The 17444-nt window shown below is 72.2% G+C and carries 16 protein-coding genes; 9 read left to right on the top strand and 7 right to left on the bottom strand.

Annotated elements, in window-relative coordinates; genetic code table 11:
* Nucleotides 1-3 precede the first annotated feature (3 nt).
* Nucleotides 4-912 (top strand): Bax inhibitor-1/YccA family protein, encoded by a 909-nt coding sequence (locus tag ABEA82_RS17465; protein ID WP_345662443.1) that lies wholly within the window; start codon nucleotides 4-6, stop codon nucleotides 910-912.
* A gap of 60 nt (nucleotides 913-972) precedes the next feature.
* Here the strand turns inward: ABEA82_RS17465 and ABEA82_RS17460 are convergent, their stop codons facing one another.
* Nucleotides 973-1203, bottom strand: a complete 231-nt coding sequence (locus ABEA82_RS17460; RefSeq protein WP_003990751.1) for a DUF4287 domain-containing protein — start codon at nucleotides 1201-1203, stop codon at nucleotides 973-975.
* Between the two features lie 101 nt (nucleotides 1204-1304).
* Between ABEA82_RS17460 and ABEA82_RS17455 the strand changes: the two genes are divergently transcribed.
* Nucleotides 1305-1616 (top strand): hypothetical protein, encoded by a 312-nt coding sequence (locus ABEA82_RS17455; RefSeq protein WP_345662442.1) that lies wholly within the window; start codon nucleotides 1305-1307, stop codon nucleotides 1614-1616.
* A gap of 22 nt (nucleotides 1617-1638) precedes the next feature.
* Here ABEA82_RS17455 and ABEA82_RS17450 read toward each other — a convergent pair whose 3' ends face one another.
* The 3 genes from ABEA82_RS17450 to ABEA82_RS17440 form a co-directional block, all read right to left on the bottom strand.
* Nucleotides 1639-2418 carry a hypothetical protein gene (locus ABEA82_RS17450; RefSeq protein WP_345662441.1) on the bottom strand — a complete coding sequence of 260 codons (780 nt, stop codon included), beginning with the start codon at nucleotides 2416-2418 and terminating at the stop codon, nucleotides 1639-1641.
* A gap of 274 nt (nucleotides 2419-2692) precedes the next feature.
* Entirely contained in the window at nucleotides 2693-3910 is a 1218-nt protein-coding gene (locus ABEA82_RS17445; protein ID WP_345662440.1) for an acetyl-CoA C-acetyltransferase, read from the bottom strand.
* A gap of 155 nt (nucleotides 3911-4065) precedes the next feature.
* Nucleotides 4066-5085 carry an SGNH/GDSL hydrolase family protein gene (locus ABEA82_RS17440; RefSeq protein ID WP_345662439.1) on the bottom strand — a complete coding sequence of 340 codons (1020 nt, stop codon included), beginning with the start codon at nucleotides 5083-5085 and terminating at the stop codon, nucleotides 4066-4068.
* 163 nt (nucleotides 5086-5248) lie between these two features.
* Between ABEA82_RS17440 and ABEA82_RS17435 the strand changes: the two genes are divergently transcribed.
* A complete protein-coding gene (locus tag ABEA82_RS17435) occupies nucleotides 5249-6637 on the top strand; it encodes a cystathionine beta-synthase (RefSeq protein ID WP_345662438.1) in 1389 nt (462 codons plus the stop codon).
* A gap of 346 nt (nucleotides 6638-6983) precedes the next feature.
* Here ABEA82_RS17435 and ABEA82_RS17430 read toward each other — a convergent pair whose 3' ends face one another.
* Nucleotides 6984-7814 carry a helix-turn-helix transcriptional regulator gene (locus ABEA82_RS17430; RefSeq protein WP_345662437.1) on the bottom strand — a complete coding sequence of 277 codons (831 nt, stop codon included), beginning with the start codon at nucleotides 7812-7814 and terminating at the stop codon, nucleotides 6984-6986.
* A gap of 146 nt (nucleotides 7815-7960) precedes the next feature.
* Here ABEA82_RS17430 and ABEA82_RS17425 point away from each other — a divergent pair, with 146 nt between their 5' ends.
* Nucleotides 7961-8722, top strand: coding sequence for an SDR family oxidoreductase (locus ABEA82_RS17425; protein WP_345662436.1), 762 nt, complete (start codon nucleotides 7961-7963; stop codon nucleotides 8720-8722).
* Between the two features lie 99 nt (nucleotides 8723-8821).
* On the opposite strand, the gene ABEA82_RS17420 is transcribed toward ABEA82_RS17425, so the two are convergent.
* Nucleotides 8822-9256 carry a hypothetical protein gene (locus ABEA82_RS17420; protein ID WP_345662435.1) on the bottom strand — a complete coding sequence of 145 codons (435 nt, stop codon included), beginning with the start codon at nucleotides 9254-9256 and terminating at the stop codon, nucleotides 8822-8824.
* 145 nt (nucleotides 9257-9401) lie between these two features.
* On the opposite strand from ABEA82_RS17420, the gene ABEA82_RS17415 reads away from it, so the two are divergent.
* Nucleotides 9402-10244: a MurR/RpiR family transcriptional regulator gene (locus tag ABEA82_RS17415; protein WP_345662434.1), complete on the top strand. Its 843-nt coding sequence runs from the start codon at nucleotides 9402-9404 to the stop codon at nucleotides 10242-10244.
* 84 nt (nucleotides 10245-10328) lie between these two features.
* On the opposite strand, the gene ABEA82_RS17410 is transcribed toward ABEA82_RS17415, so the two are convergent.
* On the bottom strand, nucleotides 10329-11690 hold the full coding sequence (locus ABEA82_RS17410) for a type III PLP-dependent enzyme domain-containing protein (protein WP_345662433.1): 1362 nt from the start codon (nucleotides 11688-11690) through the stop codon (nucleotides 10329-10331).
* Nucleotides 11691-11818: 128 nt separating this feature from the next.
* Here ABEA82_RS17410 and hutU point away from each other — a divergent pair, with 128 nt between their 5' ends.
* The 4 genes from hutU to hutI are packed head-to-tail and all read left to right on the top strand — an operon-like array spanning nucleotide 11819 to nucleotide 17323.
* Nucleotides 11819-13483 (top strand): urocanate hydratase, encoded by a 1665-nt coding sequence (gene hutU / locus ABEA82_RS17405; RefSeq protein ID WP_345662432.1) that lies wholly within the window; start codon nucleotides 11819-11821, stop codon nucleotides 13481-13483.
* Nucleotides 13480-14697, top strand: a complete 1218-nt coding sequence (locus ABEA82_RS17400) for an allantoate amidohydrolase (RefSeq protein WP_345662431.1) — start codon at nucleotides 13480-13482, stop codon at nucleotides 14695-14697. The genes hutU and ABEA82_RS17400 overlap by 4 nt, the downstream gene beginning before the upstream one ends.
* The gene (locus ABEA82_RS17395) at nucleotides 14694-16031 is read left to right on the top strand and encodes a formimidoylglutamate deiminase (protein ID WP_345662430.1); all 1338 of its coding nucleotides are present in this window, start codon (nucleotides 14694-14696) and stop codon (nucleotides 16029-16031) included. The genes ABEA82_RS17400 and ABEA82_RS17395 overlap by 4 nt, the downstream gene beginning before the upstream one ends.
* Complete coding sequence (gene hutI / locus ABEA82_RS17390) at nucleotides 16028-17323, top strand: imidazolonepropionase (RefSeq protein ID WP_345662429.1); 1296 nt, start codon at nucleotides 16028-16030, stop codon at nucleotides 17321-17323. Before ABEA82_RS17395 ends, hutI begins: the two co-directional genes overlap by 4 nt.
* The last annotated feature ends 121 nt before the right edge of the window (nucleotides 17324-17444 follow it).

Below are 17444 nucleotides of genomic sequence, written 5' to 3'. Positions count from 1 at the left end.
GAAATGAGGAGCAGAAACCCGGTCTTCTCGCGACGGGGGTTCAGCCGCGACAACGGCTACGCGGGCTTCAACACCGCGCCGCAGGCCGGGGGTCCCGCTGTTGCCACGCAGGGCAACCCGTACGCCCAGCCGACGGGCGACCCGTACGCGCAGAACCCGTACGCGCAGAACCCCTACGCCCAGCAGGACCTGCAGTACGGCGCACCGCCGCAGGCTCCGGCCACCACCGGCCGGATGACCATCGACGACGTCGTCCTGCGCACGGCGAGCACGCTCGGTGTGCTCATCCTCACCGCGGCGCTCTCCTGGGCCCTGCTGCCGGTCGACGACGCCAACATCAGCCGTAGCTACGGCATCGGCATCGGCGCCGCGCTGATCGGCATGGTCCTGGCGTTCGTGCAGTCCTTCAAGCGCAAGGCCTCGCCCGCGCTGATCCTGACGTACGCCGCGTTCGAGGGTGTCTTCCTCGGCGTCGTGTCCAACATCGTCGACAACCGCATCGCCGACGGCGCCGCCATGCAGGCGGTGATCGGCACCATGGCGGTCTTCGCCGGTGTGCTGATCGCCTACAAGGCCGGCTGGATCCGCGTCAACCGGCGCTTCTACGGCTTCGTGATGGCGGCCGCGCTCGGCTTCATCCTGCTGATGACCGTGAACCTGCTGTTCGCGGTGTTCGGCGGCGGTGACGGCCTCGGCTTCCGCAGTGGTGCCCTCGGCGTCGTCTTCGGCGTCATCGGCATCATCCTCGGCGCCTGCTTCCTCGCCCTGGACTTCAAGCAGGTCGAGGACGGCGTCGCCTACGGCGCCCCGCGCGAGGAGGCGTGGCTCGCGGCCTTCGGCCTGACGCTGACGCTGGTGTGGATCTACCTGGAGTTCCTGAGGCTCATCTCGATCCTCAACAGCAACGACTAGTCCTCGACGGTCGTACGCGAAGGGCCCCGGCTTCGGCCGGGGCCCTTGTCGTCTGCGCGCTCAGAGCAGTTTGCGCGCGGCCCTCCTCAGGTCGTACTCGTGGACGATCGCCTTGGCGTGGCCGTACGCCAGGTTGTGTTCGTGCCGGAGCCAGCTGACCTTTTCCTCGAAGCGGAAGAGCGCGGGGCCTTCGTCGACGGTGCGGAGCCAGTCGGAGATCTGACGACCGGTGCAGTGGGGGATGCGGGCGAGCATGTTGCGATGGGTCTCTTCGGAGAAGACTTGGGACATCGGCGCCTCCGGACGCTGGGATGTAAGCCGGTCCTTCAGGTCACGGTGCCTGAGTGTTCGCCCGTTGGCAACAGTCCCGGTGCGACGCGTACGCTCGCGACGTGGTTGATACGACGCCTCTGACCCGTGCGGTGGATCACTTCGCCGATCGTTTGAGGGCTGCGCCCCAGAGCCGCTTGCAGCGGGGCGCTGCCGCTGAGGCTCTGGAGCTGGCCAGGGAGTTGGCCCGGAGGGCGCAGCGTCTGGAGGCTCCCGGTGTGGAGCCTCGGGAGATGCCCGATGCGGGGATGTTTGCTGCCGCAGACCAGATCACCGTGGCCGGGCATGACCTGGCGGTGGTGATTCCCAGTGAGTCGGACGTCGACGACGCCGTGAGGGTGGTGGAGGAGGCGCAGAAGCGGGCGGGGGTTTAGGCGCCCCTTTGGTGGCGCTTCCCTACAGGGACGCGATGACCCGGTCCGCCAGGATGTAGACGTTCTCCTCGCCGCACTCGAACGTGAGTGAGTACGCGCCCGAGACCCCCGAGCCGCCCAGGAGGGTCGGGGTCTTGCCTGTGCGCAGGGCGGTGGCGAGGCGTTCCGCGGTCTCGCGGTGGCCGGGGGTCATGCACAGGGTCGTGCCGTCGGCGAAGACGTAGACGTCGAGGGTGCCCAGGGGGCCCGGGCGGACGTCCGTCAGTTCGACGCGGGAGGCCGCCAGCTCCTCCAGGGTGGCGACCGTGCGCTCGTGGTCGTTCACCACCGGCGAGGGGTTCGGCACGAAGTCGGGGTGGGAGGGGTGGCGTCGGCGGGCCGCGGCCAGCTCGGCGGACTCACCGGCCGGCTCCTCGGTGTCCGCGCCCGGCTCGGACACCGGCTCCAGACCCGCGAAATCGGCCTGCCGGGGCAGGAACAGGTCGGTGTCGGGCAGGCCCAGCAGGGACGGCGCGTCGGAGGCGTCACGGGTCTCCTGGGCGGCCCAGAACGCCCGCGCCTCGGCGAGCTCGCGCTCCCGTTCCTCGGCGAGCGCCGCGGCCACGGCGGCCCGTATCTCGTCCGCGTCAGCGGTACGTGCGGCGGGCAGCAGGGCGCGGGTCATGGCGGCGCGGTTCTCGGCCAGCGCGGTGTGCAGGGCGGCCACCTGTCGGCGCAGCTGGAGGACGGTGCGCAGGACGGCGACACCCACGGCGCCCGTGGCGGCCGTGGTGACCAGCAACGCGATCGGCATGGCGCTCACTGACGTACTCCCGGTTTCAATGTCGACCCCCGACTTCCTACATCAGCTTGAAGGGCGGACTAAGCAGCTGTCAGTGCGTAACGTCACGAAACGGACAGGCCTTCGGTCCCGGGGGAGGGGGTGTGACGACTGTGACCTGCGGCTCTCCCCGTACGGAGGGAGATAGGTCACATCCTGGGGGAGATTGGATCACAAAAGGGCCCAGAACCCTGATGCTTTCCGGGTTCTGGGCCATTGCCTCACGGGCGGTGCCGCTGTGGCTACGGTGCGGAGCTCAGCTGAGGCGTTCGATGACCATGGCCATGCCCTGGCCGCCGCCGACGCACATCGTCTCCAGACCGAACTGCTTGTCGTGGAACTGGAGGGAGTTGATGAGCGTGGTGGTGATGCGGGCGCCGGTCATGCCGAAGGGGTGGCCGACGGCGATGGCGCCGCCGTTGACGTTCAGCTTCTCCAGCGGGATGCCGAGCTCGCGGTAGGAGGGGATCACCTGGGCGGCGAACGCCTCGTTGATCTCCACCAGGTCGATGTCGTCGATGGTCAGCCCGGCCCGCTTGAGGGCCTGCTTGCTCGCCTCGACCGGACCGAGACCCATGATCTCGGGGGAGAGGCCGGAGACGCCGGTCGACACGATCCGGGCGAGCGGAGTGAGGCCGAGCTCGCGGGCCTTGGTGTCGGACATGACGACGAGCGCGGCGGCGCCGTCGTTCAGCGGGCAGCAGTTGCCGGCCGTGACCAGGCCGTCGGGGCGGAAGACCGGCTTGAGGCCCTGGACGGCCTCCAGGGTGACGCCGGCGCGAGGGCCGTCGTCCTTGGCGACGACCGTGCCGTCGGGGAGGGTCACCGGGGTGATCTCGCGCTCCCAGAAGCCGTTCTTGATGGCCTCTTCGGCGAGGTTCTGCGAGCGGACGCCGAACTCGTCCATGTCCTGGCGGGTGACGCCCTTGGCGCGGGCCAGGTTCTCGGCGGTCTGGCCCATCGCGATGTACGGGTCGGGCAGCAGGCCGTCCTCGCGCGGGTCGTGCCAGGTGGAGCCCTCGGACCGGGCGGTCGCGACGGTGCGGGCCTCGGCGTCGGCGAAGAGCGGGTTGTGCGTCTCGGGGGTGTCGGAGCTGCCGAACGCGTACCGGGAGACCGTCTCGACACCGGCCGAGATGAAGACGTCGCCCTCGCCGGCCTTGATGGCGTGCAGGGCCATACGGGAGGTCTGCAGGGACGAGGAGCAGTACCGGGTGACGGTACAGCCCGGCAGGTGGTCCATGCCCATCTGTACGGCCACGATGCGGCCGAGGTTGTGGCCCTGCTCGCCGCCGGGCAGGCCGCAGCCGAGCATCAGGTCGTCGATGTCCTTCGGGTCCAGCTCGGGGACCTTCGCGAGGGCGGCCTGCACGATGGTGGCGGCGAGGTCGTCCGGGCGTATGTCCTTGAGGGAGCCCTTGACGGCGCGGCCGATGGGGGAGCGGGCGGCTGAGACGATCACGGCTTCGGGCATCACGGCTCCATTGACGTACCGGGTGGTCTGGCTGGGCTGTCTGGGAAGTTACCCGTACGTATGGGCTGGGTCACGGGTGTTGCGGTGTGACCCTGGCCGCATCTTTCTAAGCGCTTGCTTTTCCTGGTGCTCCGGTTCGGTCTCCTCGACCCGAGTCAGCTCGAGGGCGTGGCCGGGGCCGGTTCCTGCTCGGGTACCCGCCTGCGCCGCCGGCGTTTCAGCAGCGCCCACGGGCCCCGCGGCCCGGTCGGCAGGGCGGCCGTGACCTCCGTACCCGCCTCCGAGGCGGCCTCCGCCGCCGCCCGTGCCACCGGCAGGAAGCCCTCGCGGCGGGAGGCGTCCGGACGCTCCTCCTCGGCCGGCCACAGGCCGAGCGCGGCGCAGACGGTCGGCAGGACCGCCATCGCCGCCGTCGCATAGCCCTCGACGGAGGGGTGGTAGCTGTCCGGGCCGAACAGCTCACGAGGGTTCGCGGCGAACTCGGGGCCCAGCAGGTCGCCCAGGGACACGGTGCGGCCGCCCTGTTCGACGACTCCGATCGTCTGGGCGGCCGCCAGCTGGCGGGACGTCCGTCGGGCCAGCCAGCGCAGGGGCTGCCGGACCGGCTCGATGGTGCCCAGGTCGGGACAGGTGCCGACCACGACCTCGGCACCGGCCGTGCGCAGCCGCCGTACCGCCGACGCGAGACAGCGCACCGAGCGGGTCGCGGGCATGCGGTGGGTGACGTCGTTCGCGCCGATCATGATCACGCAGATGTCGGGCACGGGTCCGGCCAGCACCAGGGCCACCTGGCGGTCCAGATCGTCCGAGCGGGCCCCGGGCGTCGCCACCGTGCGCAACTCGACCGGGCGTTCCGCCAGTGCCGCGACGCCCGAGGCGAGCAGCGCCCCCGGGGTCTGCCCGGAGCGGTGCACGCCCTGGCCCGCGGCCGTGGAGTCACCCAGCATCGTCAGCCGCAGCGGCGTCTGCCCGGGACCGGCGTACGTACCGCCGTACCGCCCGTCCGCGTTCGGCACATGAGGGGACGTGCCGCCCCCCACCCGGCGTCGCGCCAGCTGCACCTCCGCCAGCAGCAGCCCCATGGCGGCCGCCCCGGCCAGGCCGATCCCGCCACCGCCGTACGCCGCGCCGGCCGCGATCCGCCGGGCCACCCGCGCCCTCGACATGCTCGTCATGCGTCGCCGCCACCTCCTCGAACCCGTACACCCTGTGCTTGCCCCGTACAGGCCGTGGTCCAATCTCAACAGCGAGTGAACGACCGTCACGGACCATGACGAGGCGCGAGGCCATAGGCTGGCGGCACCACTCAGACCACTTCTGCGGCATCCGGAGACAACGGTGCAGTTCCACGACTCGATGATCAGTCTCGTCGGCAACACCCCGCTGGTGAGGCTCAACAGCGTGACCAAGGGCATCAGGGCGACCGTCCTGGCCAAGGTGGAGTACTTCAACCCCGGCGGCTCCGTGAAGGACCGCATCGCCCTGCGCATGATCGAGGCGGCGGAGGAGAGCGGCGCGCTCAAGCCCGGCGGCACGATCGTGGAGCCGACCAGCGGCAACACCGGGGTCGGGCTCGCCATCGTGGCGCAGCAGAAGGGGTACAAGTGCGTCTTCGTGTGCCCCGACAAGGTGAGCCTCGACAAGATCAATGTGCTGCGCGCCTACGGCGCCGAGGTCGTGGTGTGCCCGACCGCCGTGGACCCCGAGCACCCGGACTCCTACTACAACGTCTCCGACCGCCTGGTCCGTGAGACGCCCGGGGCCTGGAAGCCCGACCAGTACTCCAACCCCCACAACCCGCTCTCCCACTACCACTCGACCGGCCCCGAGCTGTGGGAGCAGACGGAGGGGAGGATCACCCACTTCGTGGCGGGCGTGGGCACCGGCGGCACCATCTCCGGGACGGGCCGCTACCTGAAGGAGATCAGCGACGGCAAGGTCAAGGTCGTCGGCGCCGACCCCGAGGGCTCCGTCTACTCCGGCGGCTCCGGGCGGCCGTACCTCGTCGAGGGCGTCGGTGAGGACTTCTGGCCGACCGCCTACGACCGGACCGTCGCGGACGAGATCGTCGCCGTGTCCGACAAGGACTCCTTCCAGATGACCCGCCGCCTGGCCAAAGAGGAGGGCCTCCTGGTCGGCGGCTCCTGCGGCATGGCGGTCGTCGCCGCGCTGGAGGTCGCCGCGCGGCTCGGCGAGGACGACGTCGTGGTGGTCCTGCTGCCGGACAGCGGACGCGGCTACCTCAGCAAGATCTTCAACGACGAGTGGATGGCCGACTACGGCTTCCTGGAGGACTCCGGCCCCAGCGCCCGCGTCGGCGACGTCCTCGCCGACAAGGAGGGCGACCGCATGCCCTCCCTCGTCCACATGCACCCGGAGGAGACGGTCGGCCAGGCCATCGACGTGCTGCGCGAGTACGGCGTCTCGCAGATGCCCGTCGTCAAGCCGGGCGCCGGGCACCCCGACGTGATGGCCGCCGAGGTCGTCGGCTCGGTGGTGGAACGCGAGCTGCTGGACGCGCTGTTCAGCAAGAGCGCCTCGCTGGAGGACCCGCTGGAGAAGCACATGTCCGCCCCGCTGCCCCAGGTCGGCTCCGGCGAACCGGTCGCGGACCTGATGGCCGTCCTGGGCAAGGCGGACGCGGCGATCGTCCTCGTCGAGGGCAAGCCGACCGGTGTGGTCAGCCGGCAGGACCTGCTGTCCTTCCTCGCCCGGGCCGGGAAGTGACGGCGAACGTCCGGTGAATCGCCCGTGAAGCGGGTGAACTTGCGGCGTCCGTGATCTTCGTGGACTTCGCGGAAGTGGTACGAGCGTGTCACGTCCGCGCAGCACCCGCTTAACACGGGTCCTGCACATTAGGGGGTGTCGGCAGGGCGGGAGCGGCTCCCCGCCCCGGCCGGCGCCGTAGGCGTCACGGACCTCCGGAGCGGCTCCCGGACCTCCACCGACGCCACGGACGCGTAAGCCCGGCCTTGACCAGGCCCGCGTCCTTCGCGGGGACCGCCGTCGTCCCGACCCCCGTCGCACGGGGGTGCGGCGGTCCCCGCGCAAGCTTTCCCCGGCCTGCCGGGTGTCAGCCCGTGTGGCTCGTGGCCCAGCTCCCCAGCAGCGCGAGCCGCTCCGCCGTCTCCGATCCCGCTTCCGGCGCGTAGGCGACGATCATCTGGTCCGGTGCCCCCGGGATCGTGAGGGTCTCGTACGGGAGGGTCAGCAGGCCCGCGACCGGGTGGCGGAGGTGTTTCACCCCGTGGTCGCAGGGGTCGACCGCGTGGTCGGCCCACAGACGGCGGAAGTCCCCGCTCGCCCGCGACAGTTCGGCGACGAGTTCGGCCGTGGCGGCGTCCCCGGGGTGGTGGCCCGCCTGGAGGCGCAGATGGGCGACCGTCTGGCCGGCGATCTCGGCCCAGTGCGGATACACGTCGCGGGAGGCGGGGTCGAGGAAGACGCGGCGCGCGATGTTGCGCTCGCCGGAGCCGGTGCCCTCGAAGTCGAGCAACGCGTCGGCGAGGGCGTTCCAGCCGAGGACGTCCATGCGGTGGTCCAGGACGTACGCGGGATTGCGCTCCATGCCGTCCAGGATCAGCTGGATCCCCGGGCGCACCCCGGACGCGGCCCGCCGGTCGGCGTCCCGCCGGCGCGGCCGGGCCACCGCCCGCAGGTAGTCGTGCTCCGCCCCGTCCAGCCGCAGCACCCGCGCCACCGCGTCCAGCACGGCGTCGGACACGCTCGGGCCCCTGCCCTGTTCCAGCCGGACGTAGTAGTCGACGCTCACCCCGGCCAGCTGCGCCACCTCCTCGCGGCGCAGGCCCGGGACACGGCGGCGGCCGTAGGAAGGCAACCCCACCTCCGCCGGCTGGATACGGGCCCGGCGCGAGCGCAGGAAGTCTCCGATTTCTCCGTCCATGCCGCCGAGCCTAGGCGGCCCGGGGCCGGCGAGCCTGGTACTGCCAGACCCAGGAAAACCGTCGCCCTGGGTACGGCGGCCGATGGCGCCGAGGGTGGTGGACGAGGCCGGGGAGACGCCCCGGCCCCCACCAGAGGGGATCTCCCATGTCGTACGACAACCTGGCCGGCCGCACCGCCGTCGTCACCGGAGCCGCCAGCGGGATCGGCGAGGCGGTCGCCGTGCTGCTGGCCGCCCAGGGCGCCCGCGTGGCGCTGCTGGCCCGGCGCGAGGAACGGCTCGAGGCCGTCGCCGGAAAGATCCGCGCCGACGGCGGGCAGGCCCTGGCCGTCGTCGCGGACGTCACGCACGAGGCGTCCGTCGCGGACGCCGCCGACCGGATCCACGCGGAGTACGGGCCCGTCGACCTGGTCGTCAACGCGGCCGGGGTCATGCTGCCCCACCCCGTCGACGCCCGGCGCACCGACGAGTGGCAGCGGATGCTCGACACCAACGTCGCCGGAGTGCTGCGGGTCATCGGGGCCTTCACCGAGGACCTGGTGAGCGCCGCCGCGGACGGCCGTACGGCCGACCTCGTGAACATCTCGTCCATCGCCGCGCACCTCAGCTTCCCGAACTACGCCGTGTACGGCGCGACCAAGGCGGCCGTCACCTATCTGTCGGAGTCCCTGCGGGGCGAGTTCGGGCCGCGGGACGTCCGGGTCACCAACGTCGAGCCCGGGTTCGTGGAGAGCGAGCTGCTCACCCACATCGCCGACGCGGAACTGTCCCGGCAGGTGGAGGGCATGCGGGACGAGGTGGGCGCGCTGTCCGCCGAGGAGCTCGCCGACCTGGTGGCCTACGCGACCAGCCGGCCGCGCCGGGTCAACCTGCGGCAGATCGTCGCGCTGCCGACCCGGCAGGCCTGAGGCAGGAGAGTCCGGTCCCTCCGGTCTCAGTCCTCCTGATATCAGCCCTTTTGGTCTCAGCTCTACCGGTTACCTCTCCCGGTCTCGGCCCTCCCGCTCTCAGTCCTCCCAGTCGCCGTCCCGGGAGGACTTGCGGCGGCGGCCGAACAGGCCCGGGTTGGTGCGGGCGGCCTGGACGACGTTGACGCCGACGATGCCCGCCCAGGCGACGAGCAGACCCGGCAGATGGGCCACACCCCCGCCGATCGCGGACAGCGGCACCGCGAGGACCAGCGAGACGATCCCGAAACCGTACCGCTCGCCCCAGGAGTCGGTGGCCTTCGGCGACCGGGAGTCCCGGGCCGTCTGCATCTGCTGTTCGGCGAGCTGCCGGCGCACCCGGCGCTCCACCGCGCCGTCGATCCGCTGGTCGACCTTCTCCAGGAACGAGTCCACCAGCGCGGACTCGTACTCCTCGCCCAGCTCCCTGCGGGTCTGCAGGGTGGCGTCGAGTTCCTTCTTCAGGTCGGTGTCCCGCGCGTCGATTCCGGTCATGTCTCCCACGGTAGAAAGCGGTGCCGTCGGCCGCACTGGGGTTAGCCCCCCTCTCGGGGCGGGGGCGGCCCTTCGGTCCCGCTTGCCGGTCTGCATATGCTCATGCAGAATCCTCAGCTACTGAATAGGCGAGGGGGAGCACGTCATGAGCGTGACCGACAGCCCTGCCGCGCGGCTCCAGGCACTCTTCGAGGGCCACCGGCTGACGCCGACCCAGCGGCGCATCGCGCACAGCATGGTGCGGCGCGCCGCCGACGTGCCGTTCCTGTCGAGCGTGGAGCTCGCGGAGCTGGCCGGGGTCAGCCAGCCGTCCGTGACCCGTTTCGCCGTCGCCCTCGGCTTCGACGGCTACCCCGCCCTGCGCCGCCATCTGCGCGAGGTCACCCCCGCGGAGCCCACGGCCGACGCCGGGTCCGCCAACGAGTACCAGCAGGCCGTCGAGGCGGAGATCGAGAATCTGCGGCACCTGGCTCAGGCCCTGGCCGACCCCGGGCCGGTGCGGCGGGCCGGGCGCCTGCTGGCGGCCTCCCGCCCGCTGCCCGTCCTCGGACTGCGGGCGGCGGCGGCCCAGGCGAGCGGCTTCGCCTACTTCGCCGCCAAGGTCCACTCCGACGTACGGCTCCTGGGCGAGGGCGGCACGATGCTCCAGGACCGCATCGACGCCGCCGTCCGGGCCGGTGCGAGCGCACTGCTCTGTTTCGCACTGCCCCGGCATCCCCGCGAGGTCGTCGACACCCTCCACTACGCCCGGCAGGCCGGGCTGACCGTCGTCACCGTCGCCGACTCCGCCTTCGCGCCGGTCGCCAAGGTGTCCGACCTGCTGCTGCCCGCCGCCGTCGGCACCGGCCTCGCCTTCGACACGGCCTGCGCGCCGATGCTGCTCGGCCGGGTCCTGCTGGAGGCGATGTGCGACGACCTGCCCCAGGCCCAGTCCCGCCTGGAGGAGTTCGACGCGAAGGCGGCGGCGCGCGGCCTGTTCGTCGACTGACATCACGCGCGGCGCGGGTCCAGGGGCGCGGGGAACGGCGCGACCAGCCACGACGCATCCGCACCCTGCCCACCGCGTGACCTCCTACGGCGATTCCGTGAGCGCACCTACCTGCGCCCCACCGGACTCCGCGACGACCTCCCCCACCGTCTGCGCCTCCCGCACCACCGCGAAGCGCCCGTCCGGCCAGAACCCGTACACCCCCGGCCGTGCCAGCGAGTTGTACGCATAGTGATGCGCGAAGTAGTACGCCCCGGTGTCCAGTGCCGCCGCGTAGTCCCCCTGCTCCAGCACCGGCATGGACCGCCCCTCGGCCAGCAGATCCCCCGAGAAGCAGGCCGGCCCCGCGACGTCCTGCACGACGACCGGCCCGTCCTTCACCCGCCCCTTCGAGTCGTACGCCGCGATCCTCAACGGCCAGCTCCCGGGCGCGTACACCGTCCGCGCGGCCACCTGCACCCCGGCATGGGTCACCGCCACCGCCCGCCCGCCGGAGGACTTCGCGTACTCCACCCGCGCCACCACCGTCCCGTGCTTGGCGAGCAGTGACCGCCCGAACTCCGTGACGAGGCCGTACCGTCCGTCGAACAGCCCCGGCACCTCCCCGGCCAGCACGCGCGCGTACTGCGCGTACGTCGGTGTCGTCGCGTCCGACGCGAAGTTCACGGGCAGCCCGCCGCCGATGTCGAGCGTGTCGATCTGCCGTCGCCCGGCCCGCCGGTTGATCTCCTCCGCCAGCCCGTACGTCTCCGCCACGCCCCGGGCCATCAGCGACAGCGGAATGCCCTGGGACCCGGTGTGCGCGTGCAGCCGGGTCAGCCACGGCCGGTCCAGGCACGCCTGTACGACCCAATCCCGCGCCCCCTCGTCACGCAGCGCCACCCCGAACTTCGACGTGGCCGTGGCGGTGGACGTCGCCTCGATGGAACCCCCGCCGACCTGAGGGTTCACGCGAATGCCGAGCGGCGAGCGACTGGCGGCGGAGGCCATCAGGCCGTCGATGCGCTCCAGCTCCTGCGGGTTGTCCGCGTTGACGGCGATGCCCAGGGCCAGTGCCTCGCGCAGCTCGGCCGGGGTCTTCGCGGGGGAGTCGAGCACGGTCATGGCCGGCTCCACCCCCGCGGCCCGGGCCAGCGCCAGCTCGCCCGGGCTCGCCACCTCCGCGCCGACGCCCTCCTCGCGCAGCAGCCGCAGCACCGGCACCAGCGGGGTCGCCTTCACCGCGAAGGCGTGCAGCACGGGCGTGCCCGGCGCCACCACCGCGTCGAACGCCGCGCGCAGCTCGGCCGCCGACTCCCGGATACCGGTGACGTCCAGCAGCCCGACGATGGGGCTCTCGGGCCCGAGCAGGCCCTGTTCCACCGCGGCTCGCACCGCCTCGTCCCGCCGGGCCGCTCGCCCGGCGCCGTCGTCGTCCGCCTCGAATCCCTCGTGGTGTGCGCCCATGCGTCCAGCCAAACATCCACGGCGCCGCCGCGCCGACCCTCGCACGTATTGACTAGCTCTATTCAGGAGGCCAGGATGTGAATAACCAAAGCAACATTCCGCCGGGAGCACCCACCAGGAGGCAGACCATGTCAGGACCCCGCCCCGTCCGAGCACCGCGCGGCACGGAATTGAGCGCCCTGGGATGGCAGCAGGAAGCCGCCCTGCGGATGCTGCAGAACAACCTCGACCCCGAGGTCGCCGAGCACCCCGACAAGCTCGTCGTCTACGGCGGCACCGGCAAGGCGGCCCGCGACTGGCGCTCCTTCGACGCCATGGTCCGCACGCTGAGGACCCTCAAGCAGGACGAGACGATGCTCGTCCAGTCCGGCCGCCCCGTCGGCGTCATGCAGACCCACGAGTGGGCCCCGCGCGTCCTCCTCGCCAACTCCAACCTGGTCGGCGACTGGGCGAACTGGGAGGAGTTCCGCCGCCTGGAGGCCCTCGGCCTGACCATGTACGGGCAGATGACCGCCGGCTCCTGGATCTACATCGGCACCCAGGGCATCCTCCAGGGCACCTACGAGACCTTCGCCGCCGTCGCCGCGAAGAAGTTCGGCGGCTCGCTGGCGGGCACCATCACGCTGACCGCCGGACTCGGCGGCATGGGCGGCGCCCAGCCCCTCGCCGTGACGATGAACGACGGTGTGGCGATCTGCGTCGACTGCGATCCACGGGCCATCGAGCGGCGCATCGAGCACCGGTACCTGGACGTGAAGGCCGACTCCCTCGACCACGCCCTGCGGCTGGCCGTGGAGGCCCGGGACGCCCGCCGCCCGCTGTCGATCGGCCTCCTCGGCAACGCCGCCGAGCTGCTGCCGCAACTGCTCGCCATGGGCGCCCCGATCGACATCGTCACCGACCAGACCTCCGCCCACGACCCGCTGGCCTACCTGCCCCTCGGCACCGCCTTCGAGGACATGGCCGACGCCGCCGCCAAGGACCCGGCCGGCTTCACCACCCGGGCCCGCGAGTCCATGGCCCGGCACGTCGAGGCCATGGTCGGTTTCATGGACGCCGGCGCGGAGGTCTTCGACTACGGCAACTCCATCCGCGGCGAGGCACAACTCGCCGGATACGACCGGGCCTTCGCCTTCCCCGGCTTCGTCCCCGCCTACATCCGCCCGCTGTTCTGCGAAGGCAAGGGCCCCTTCCGCTGGGCGGCCCTCTCGGGCGACCCGGCCGACATCGCCAAGACCGACAAGGCGATCCTCGAACTGTTCCCGGAGAACGAGTCCCTCGCCCGCTGGATCAAGATGGCGGGCGAGCGCGTGCACTTCCAGGGACTGCCCGCCCGCATCTGCTGGCTCGGCTACGGCGAGCGGGACAAGGCCGGTGAGCGGTTCAACGACATGGTGGCGAGCGGTGAGCTGGCCGCGCCGCTGGCCATCGGGCGTGACCACCTCGACTGCGGTTCCGTGGCCTCGCCCTACCGCGAGACCGAGGCCATGCTCGACGGATCCGACGCGATCGCCGACTGGCCGCTGCTGAACGCCATGGTGAACGTGGCGTCGGGCGCCTCCTGGGTGTCGATCCACCACGGTGGCGGCGTGGGAATGGGCCGGTCCATCCACGCGGGGCAGGTGACGGTGGCCGACGGTACGAAGCTCGGCGGGGAGAAGATCCGCCGGGTGCTCACCAACGACCCCGGCATGGGCGTCATCCGGCACGTGGACGCGGGCTACGACATCGCGGAGTCGGTCGCCGGCGAGCGCAGTGTCCGGGTCCCGATGCGCGAAGGTGACGGCGCGTGACCTTCCACAGCATGTGGGCGGAGCTGCTGCCGATCGGCCGCAGCTCCGCCTCCGGTGGCTACCGCCGCTTCGCCTGGACCGCGGCCGACCTCGACTGCCGGGCCTGGTTCAAGGAGCAGGCGGAGTCCCGCCAACTGGCCTACGAGGTCGACCGCAACGGCAACCAGTGGGCCTGGCTGGGCGATCCCGACGCCGGGGACGCCGTCGTCACCGGGTCGCATCTCGACTCCGTGCCCGACGGGGGCGCCTTCGACGGGCCCCTGGGTGTCGTGTCGTCCTTCGCCGCGCTCGACGAACTGCGTGCCCGGGGCACGGACCTCACCAAGCCACTCGCGATCGTCAACTTCGGCGACGAGGAGGGCGCCCGGTTCGGGCTCGCCTGTGTCGGCTCCCGGCTCACCGCGGGGCAGCTCACGCGTGAGCAGGCGCACCGGCTCACCGACGGCGAGGGCGTCACCCTGCCCCGCGCCATGGAGGCCGCCGGATACGACCCCGACGCCGTCGGCCCCGACCCGGAGCGGCTCGCCCGCATCGGCGCCTTCGTGGAGCTCCACGTCGAACAGGGCCGGGCGCTGGACCTGACCGGCGACCGGGTCGGCATCGCCAGCGCGATCTGGCCGCACGGCCGGTGGCGGTTCGACTTCCGGGGCGAGGCCAACCACGCCGGCACCACCCGGCTCGCCGACCGGCACGACCCCATGCTCTCCTACGCCGAAACCGTGCTCGCCGCCCGCCGCGAGGCCGAACTCGCCGGTGCCGTCGCCACCTTCGGCAAGATCGCCGTTGAGCCCAACGGCGTCAACGCCATCCCCTCCCTGGTGCGCGGCTGGCTCGACTCCCGTGCCGAGGACCAGGACAGGCTGGACGCCGTGGTCGCCGGCATCGAGAAGGCGGCCGGGGAGTACGCCGCCGCCCACGGCATCGCCCTCGACGTCGTCCGCGAGTCGTTCACCCCCGTCGTGGAGTTCGACCACGCCCTGCGCGACGAACTCGCCCGCATCCTCGGCAAGGACACCGGCATCACCGTGCCCGTCCTGGGTACGGGTGCCGGACACGACGCCGGAATCCTCTCCGGGCGCATCCCGACCGCCATGCTGTTCGTACGCAACCCCACGGGCGTCTCGCACTCCCCGGCCGAGTTCGCCGCCGAGGACGACTGCGCGGCCGGGGTCCTCGCACTCGCCGACGTACTGGAAGGGCTGGCCCGCAGGTGACATCGAAGACCTACTGGCTGGAGCACGCCTGGCTCGGCACACACGTCGAGCCCGGTGTGGCCCTCGACGTCCGGGACGGCCGCATCACCGCCGTCCGCCCGGACACCGACGCCCCGCCCCCCGGCGCCGAGATCCTGCGCGGACTGACCCTCCCCGGCCTGGCCAACGCGCACAGCCACGCCTTCCACCGGGCCCTGCGCGGCACCGTCCAGGTCGGCTCCGGGACCTTCTGGACCTGGCGCGAGGTCATGTACGCCACGGCCTCCCGCCTCACCCCGGACACCTACCAGGCCCTCGCCCGCGCGGTGTACGCCGAGATGGCCCTGGCCGGCATCACGGCGGTCGGCGAGTTCCACTACGTCCACCACGCCCCCGGCGGCTCCCGCTACGCCGACCCCAACGCGATGGGCGAGGCCCTGATCGCCGCGGCCGAGGAAGCCGGGATCCGCATCACCCTCCTCGACACCGCCTACCTGTCCTCCGGCTTCGGCCGGCCGCCCAGCGGTCACCAGCTCCGCTTCTCCGACGGCGACGCCGGGGCCTGGGCCGCACGCTCTTCACTTCTCAAGGAACGGGATCACGCACGGATCGGGGCGGCGATCCACTCCGTACGGGCGGTGCCCGCCGACCAGCTGGAGACCGTGGCGCGCTGGGCCGAGGAGCGGCGGGCCCCGCTCCATGTGCACCTGTCCGAGCAGACCGCCGAGAACGAGGCGTGCCTGGAGATCCACGGGTGCACCCCGACGCAACTGCTCGCCCTGCACGGCGTCCTCGGCCCGCGCACCACCGGCGTGCACAACACGCATCTCACCGCGGAGGACGTCTCCCTGATCGGGGGCAGCGGCACCGGCACCTGCATGTGCCCGACCACCGAACGGGACCTCGCGGACGGCATCGGGCCGGCCGTGGCCCTCCAGAACGAGGGCTCCCCGCTCAGCCTCGGCTCCGACAGCCACGCCGTGATCGACCTGTTCGAGGAGGCGCGGGCCATGGAGCTGAACGAGCGGCTGCGCACCCGGACCCGGGGCCACTGGACGGCGGCGGCCCTGCTGCGGGCCGCCTCGGCCGACGGGCACGCGGCCCTCGGCTGGGCGGAGGCCGGCGCCCTGGAGCCCGGCGCGCTCGCCGACTTCACGACGATCGCGCTCGACTCGGTCAGAACGGCTGGGCCGCTTCCACGGCTCGGGGCCGAGACGGCCGTATTCGCCGCGTCGGCAGCAGACGTGTCGCACACGGTCGTGGCAGGTCGGCACGTCGTACGGGACGGGGCGCACTTGCTCGTCCCGGATGTGCCGCGAGCCCTCGCGGACGCCGTCGAAGCCCTGCGCGGATGACCTCGGGCCGCCCAGCCGCGCGGCCCGCCTCCGCCCCCGAACCCGCCCCCACCGCCGACCAGGCCACCAAGGACGCCATGAGCAACGCGACGACCGTCAGCCCCGCCCACTCCGCGAGCACCGCAAGCACGCTCATCACCAACATCGCCGCCCTGGTCACCAACGACCCCTCCTCCGGTGACGGTTCCCCCCTCGGACTGGTCCAGGACGCGGCCGTCGTCATCGAAGGCGACCGCATCGCGTGGACCGGTGATCAAAGCAAAGCACCCGCCACTGACAATCGGGTCGACGCCGGCGGCCGGGCGGTGCTCCCGGGCTTCGTCGACTCCCACTCCCACCTCGTCTTCGCCGGCGACCGGACGCAGGAGTTCAACGCCCGGATGTCGGGCCGGCCGTACAGCGCGGGCGGCATCCGCACGACCGTCGCCGCCACCCGCGCCGCGAGCGACGCGGAACTCGAGGCCAACCTGACCCGTTACCTCCGCGAGGCGCTGCTCCAGGGCACCACGACCTTTGAGACCAAGTCCGGCTACGGCCTGACGGTCGAGGACGAGGCCCGGGCCCTGCGCATCGCCGCCGCCCACACCGACGAGGTCACCTTCCTCGGCGCCCACATCGTCCCGCCCGACCACGCCGGCGACCCGGCCGCCTACGTCGCCCTCGTCACGGGCGAGATGCTCGACGCCTGCGCGCCCCACGCCCGCTGGATCGACGTCTTCTGCGAGCAGGGCGCCTTCGACGGCGACCAGGCCCGCGCGATCCTCACCGCCGGGAAGGCCGCGGGCCTGCACCCCCGGGTCCACGCCAACCAGCTCTCGTACGGCCCGGGCGTCCAGCTCGCCGTCGAACTCGACGCGGCCAGCGCCGACCACTGCACCCACCTGACCGACGCGGACCTGGACGCCCTGGCGAACAGCCGAACGGTCGCCACCCTCCTGCCCGGCGCCGAGTTCTCCACCCGCGCCGAGTGGCCGGACGCCCGCCGCCTCCTGGACGCGGGCGTCACCGTGGCGCTCTCCACCGACTGCAACCCCGGGTCGTCCTTCACCTCCTCCGTCCCCTTCTGCATCGCGCTCGCCGTCCGGGACATGGGGATGACACCCGACGAGGCGGTGTGGTCGGCCACGGCGGGCGGGGCCGCCGCCCTCCGGCGCGACGACGTCGGCCGGCTCACCCCGGGCGCGTACGCCGACCTGACGCTCCTCGACGCCCCGAGCCATGTGCACCTCGCCTACCGGCCCGGCGTCCCGCTGGTCACCGGAGTGTGGCGGCGCGGCGAGCGGGTGCTCTGACCACCGAACCCGCCCGACAGTTGTGCACGATTTGCATACCGTACGCATAACAAGTGCATGACAAATAAAAGTTGACGATCCGCCAGATCAACACCCTCCGCACATAAAGGACTTGACCCCC

Source organism: Streptomyces venetus (genome assembly GCF_039540295.1).
Lineage (GTDB): Bacteria > Actinomycetota > Actinomycetes > Streptomycetales > Streptomycetaceae > Streptomyces > Streptomyces venetus.
Note: the sequence above shows the minus strand (reverse complement) of the source record. Positions and strands in the feature narration are given on the sequence as shown.

What these genes read in the sequence shown, in the direction of transcription:
- ABEA82_RS17440 (WP_345662439.1), bottom strand. Translation starts at nt 5,085, where the DNA reads ATGACGAGCATGTCGAGGGCGCGGGTGGCCCGGCGGATCGCGGCCGGC.
- hutI (WP_345662429.1), top strand. Translation starts at nt 16,028, where the DNA reads ATGACCTCGGGCCGCCCAGCCGCGCGGCCCGCCTCCGCCCCCGAACCC.
- ABEA82_RS17465 (WP_345662443.1), top strand. Translation starts at nt 4, where the DNA reads ATGAGGAGCAGAAACCCGGTCTTCTCGCGACGGGGGTTCAGCCGCGAC.
- ABEA82_RS17410 (WP_345662433.1), bottom strand. Translation starts at nt 11,690, where the DNA reads ATGGGCGCACACCACGAGGGATTCGAGGCGGACGACGACGGCGCCGGG.
- ABEA82_RS17445 (WP_345662440.1), bottom strand. Translation starts at nt 3,910, where the DNA reads ATGCCCGAAGCCGTGATCGTCTCAGCCGCCCGCTCCCCCATCGGCCGC.
- ABEA82_RS17420 (WP_345662435.1), bottom strand. Translation starts at nt 9,256, where the DNA reads ATGACCGGAATCGACGCGCGGGACACCGACCTGAAGAAGGAACTCGAC.
- ABEA82_RS17460 (WP_003990751.1), bottom strand. Translation starts at nt 1,203, where the DNA reads ATGTCCCAAGTCTTCTCCGAAGAGACCCATCGCAACATGCTCGCCCGC.
- ABEA82_RS17425 (WP_345662436.1), top strand. Translation starts at nt 7,961, where the DNA reads ATGTCGTACGACAACCTGGCCGGCCGCACCGCCGTCGTCACCGGAGCC.
- ABEA82_RS17430 (WP_345662437.1), bottom strand. Translation starts at nt 7,814, where the DNA reads ATGGACGGAGAAATCGGAGACTTCCTGCGCTCGCGCCGGGCCCGTATC.
- hutU (WP_345662432.1), top strand. Translation starts at nt 11,819, where the DNA reads ATGTCAGGACCCCGCCCCGTCCGAGCACCGCGCGGCACGGAATTGAGC.
- ABEA82_RS17415 (WP_345662434.1), top strand. Translation starts at nt 9,402, where the DNA reads ATGAGCGTGACCGACAGCCCTGCCGCGCGGCTCCAGGCACTCTTCGAG.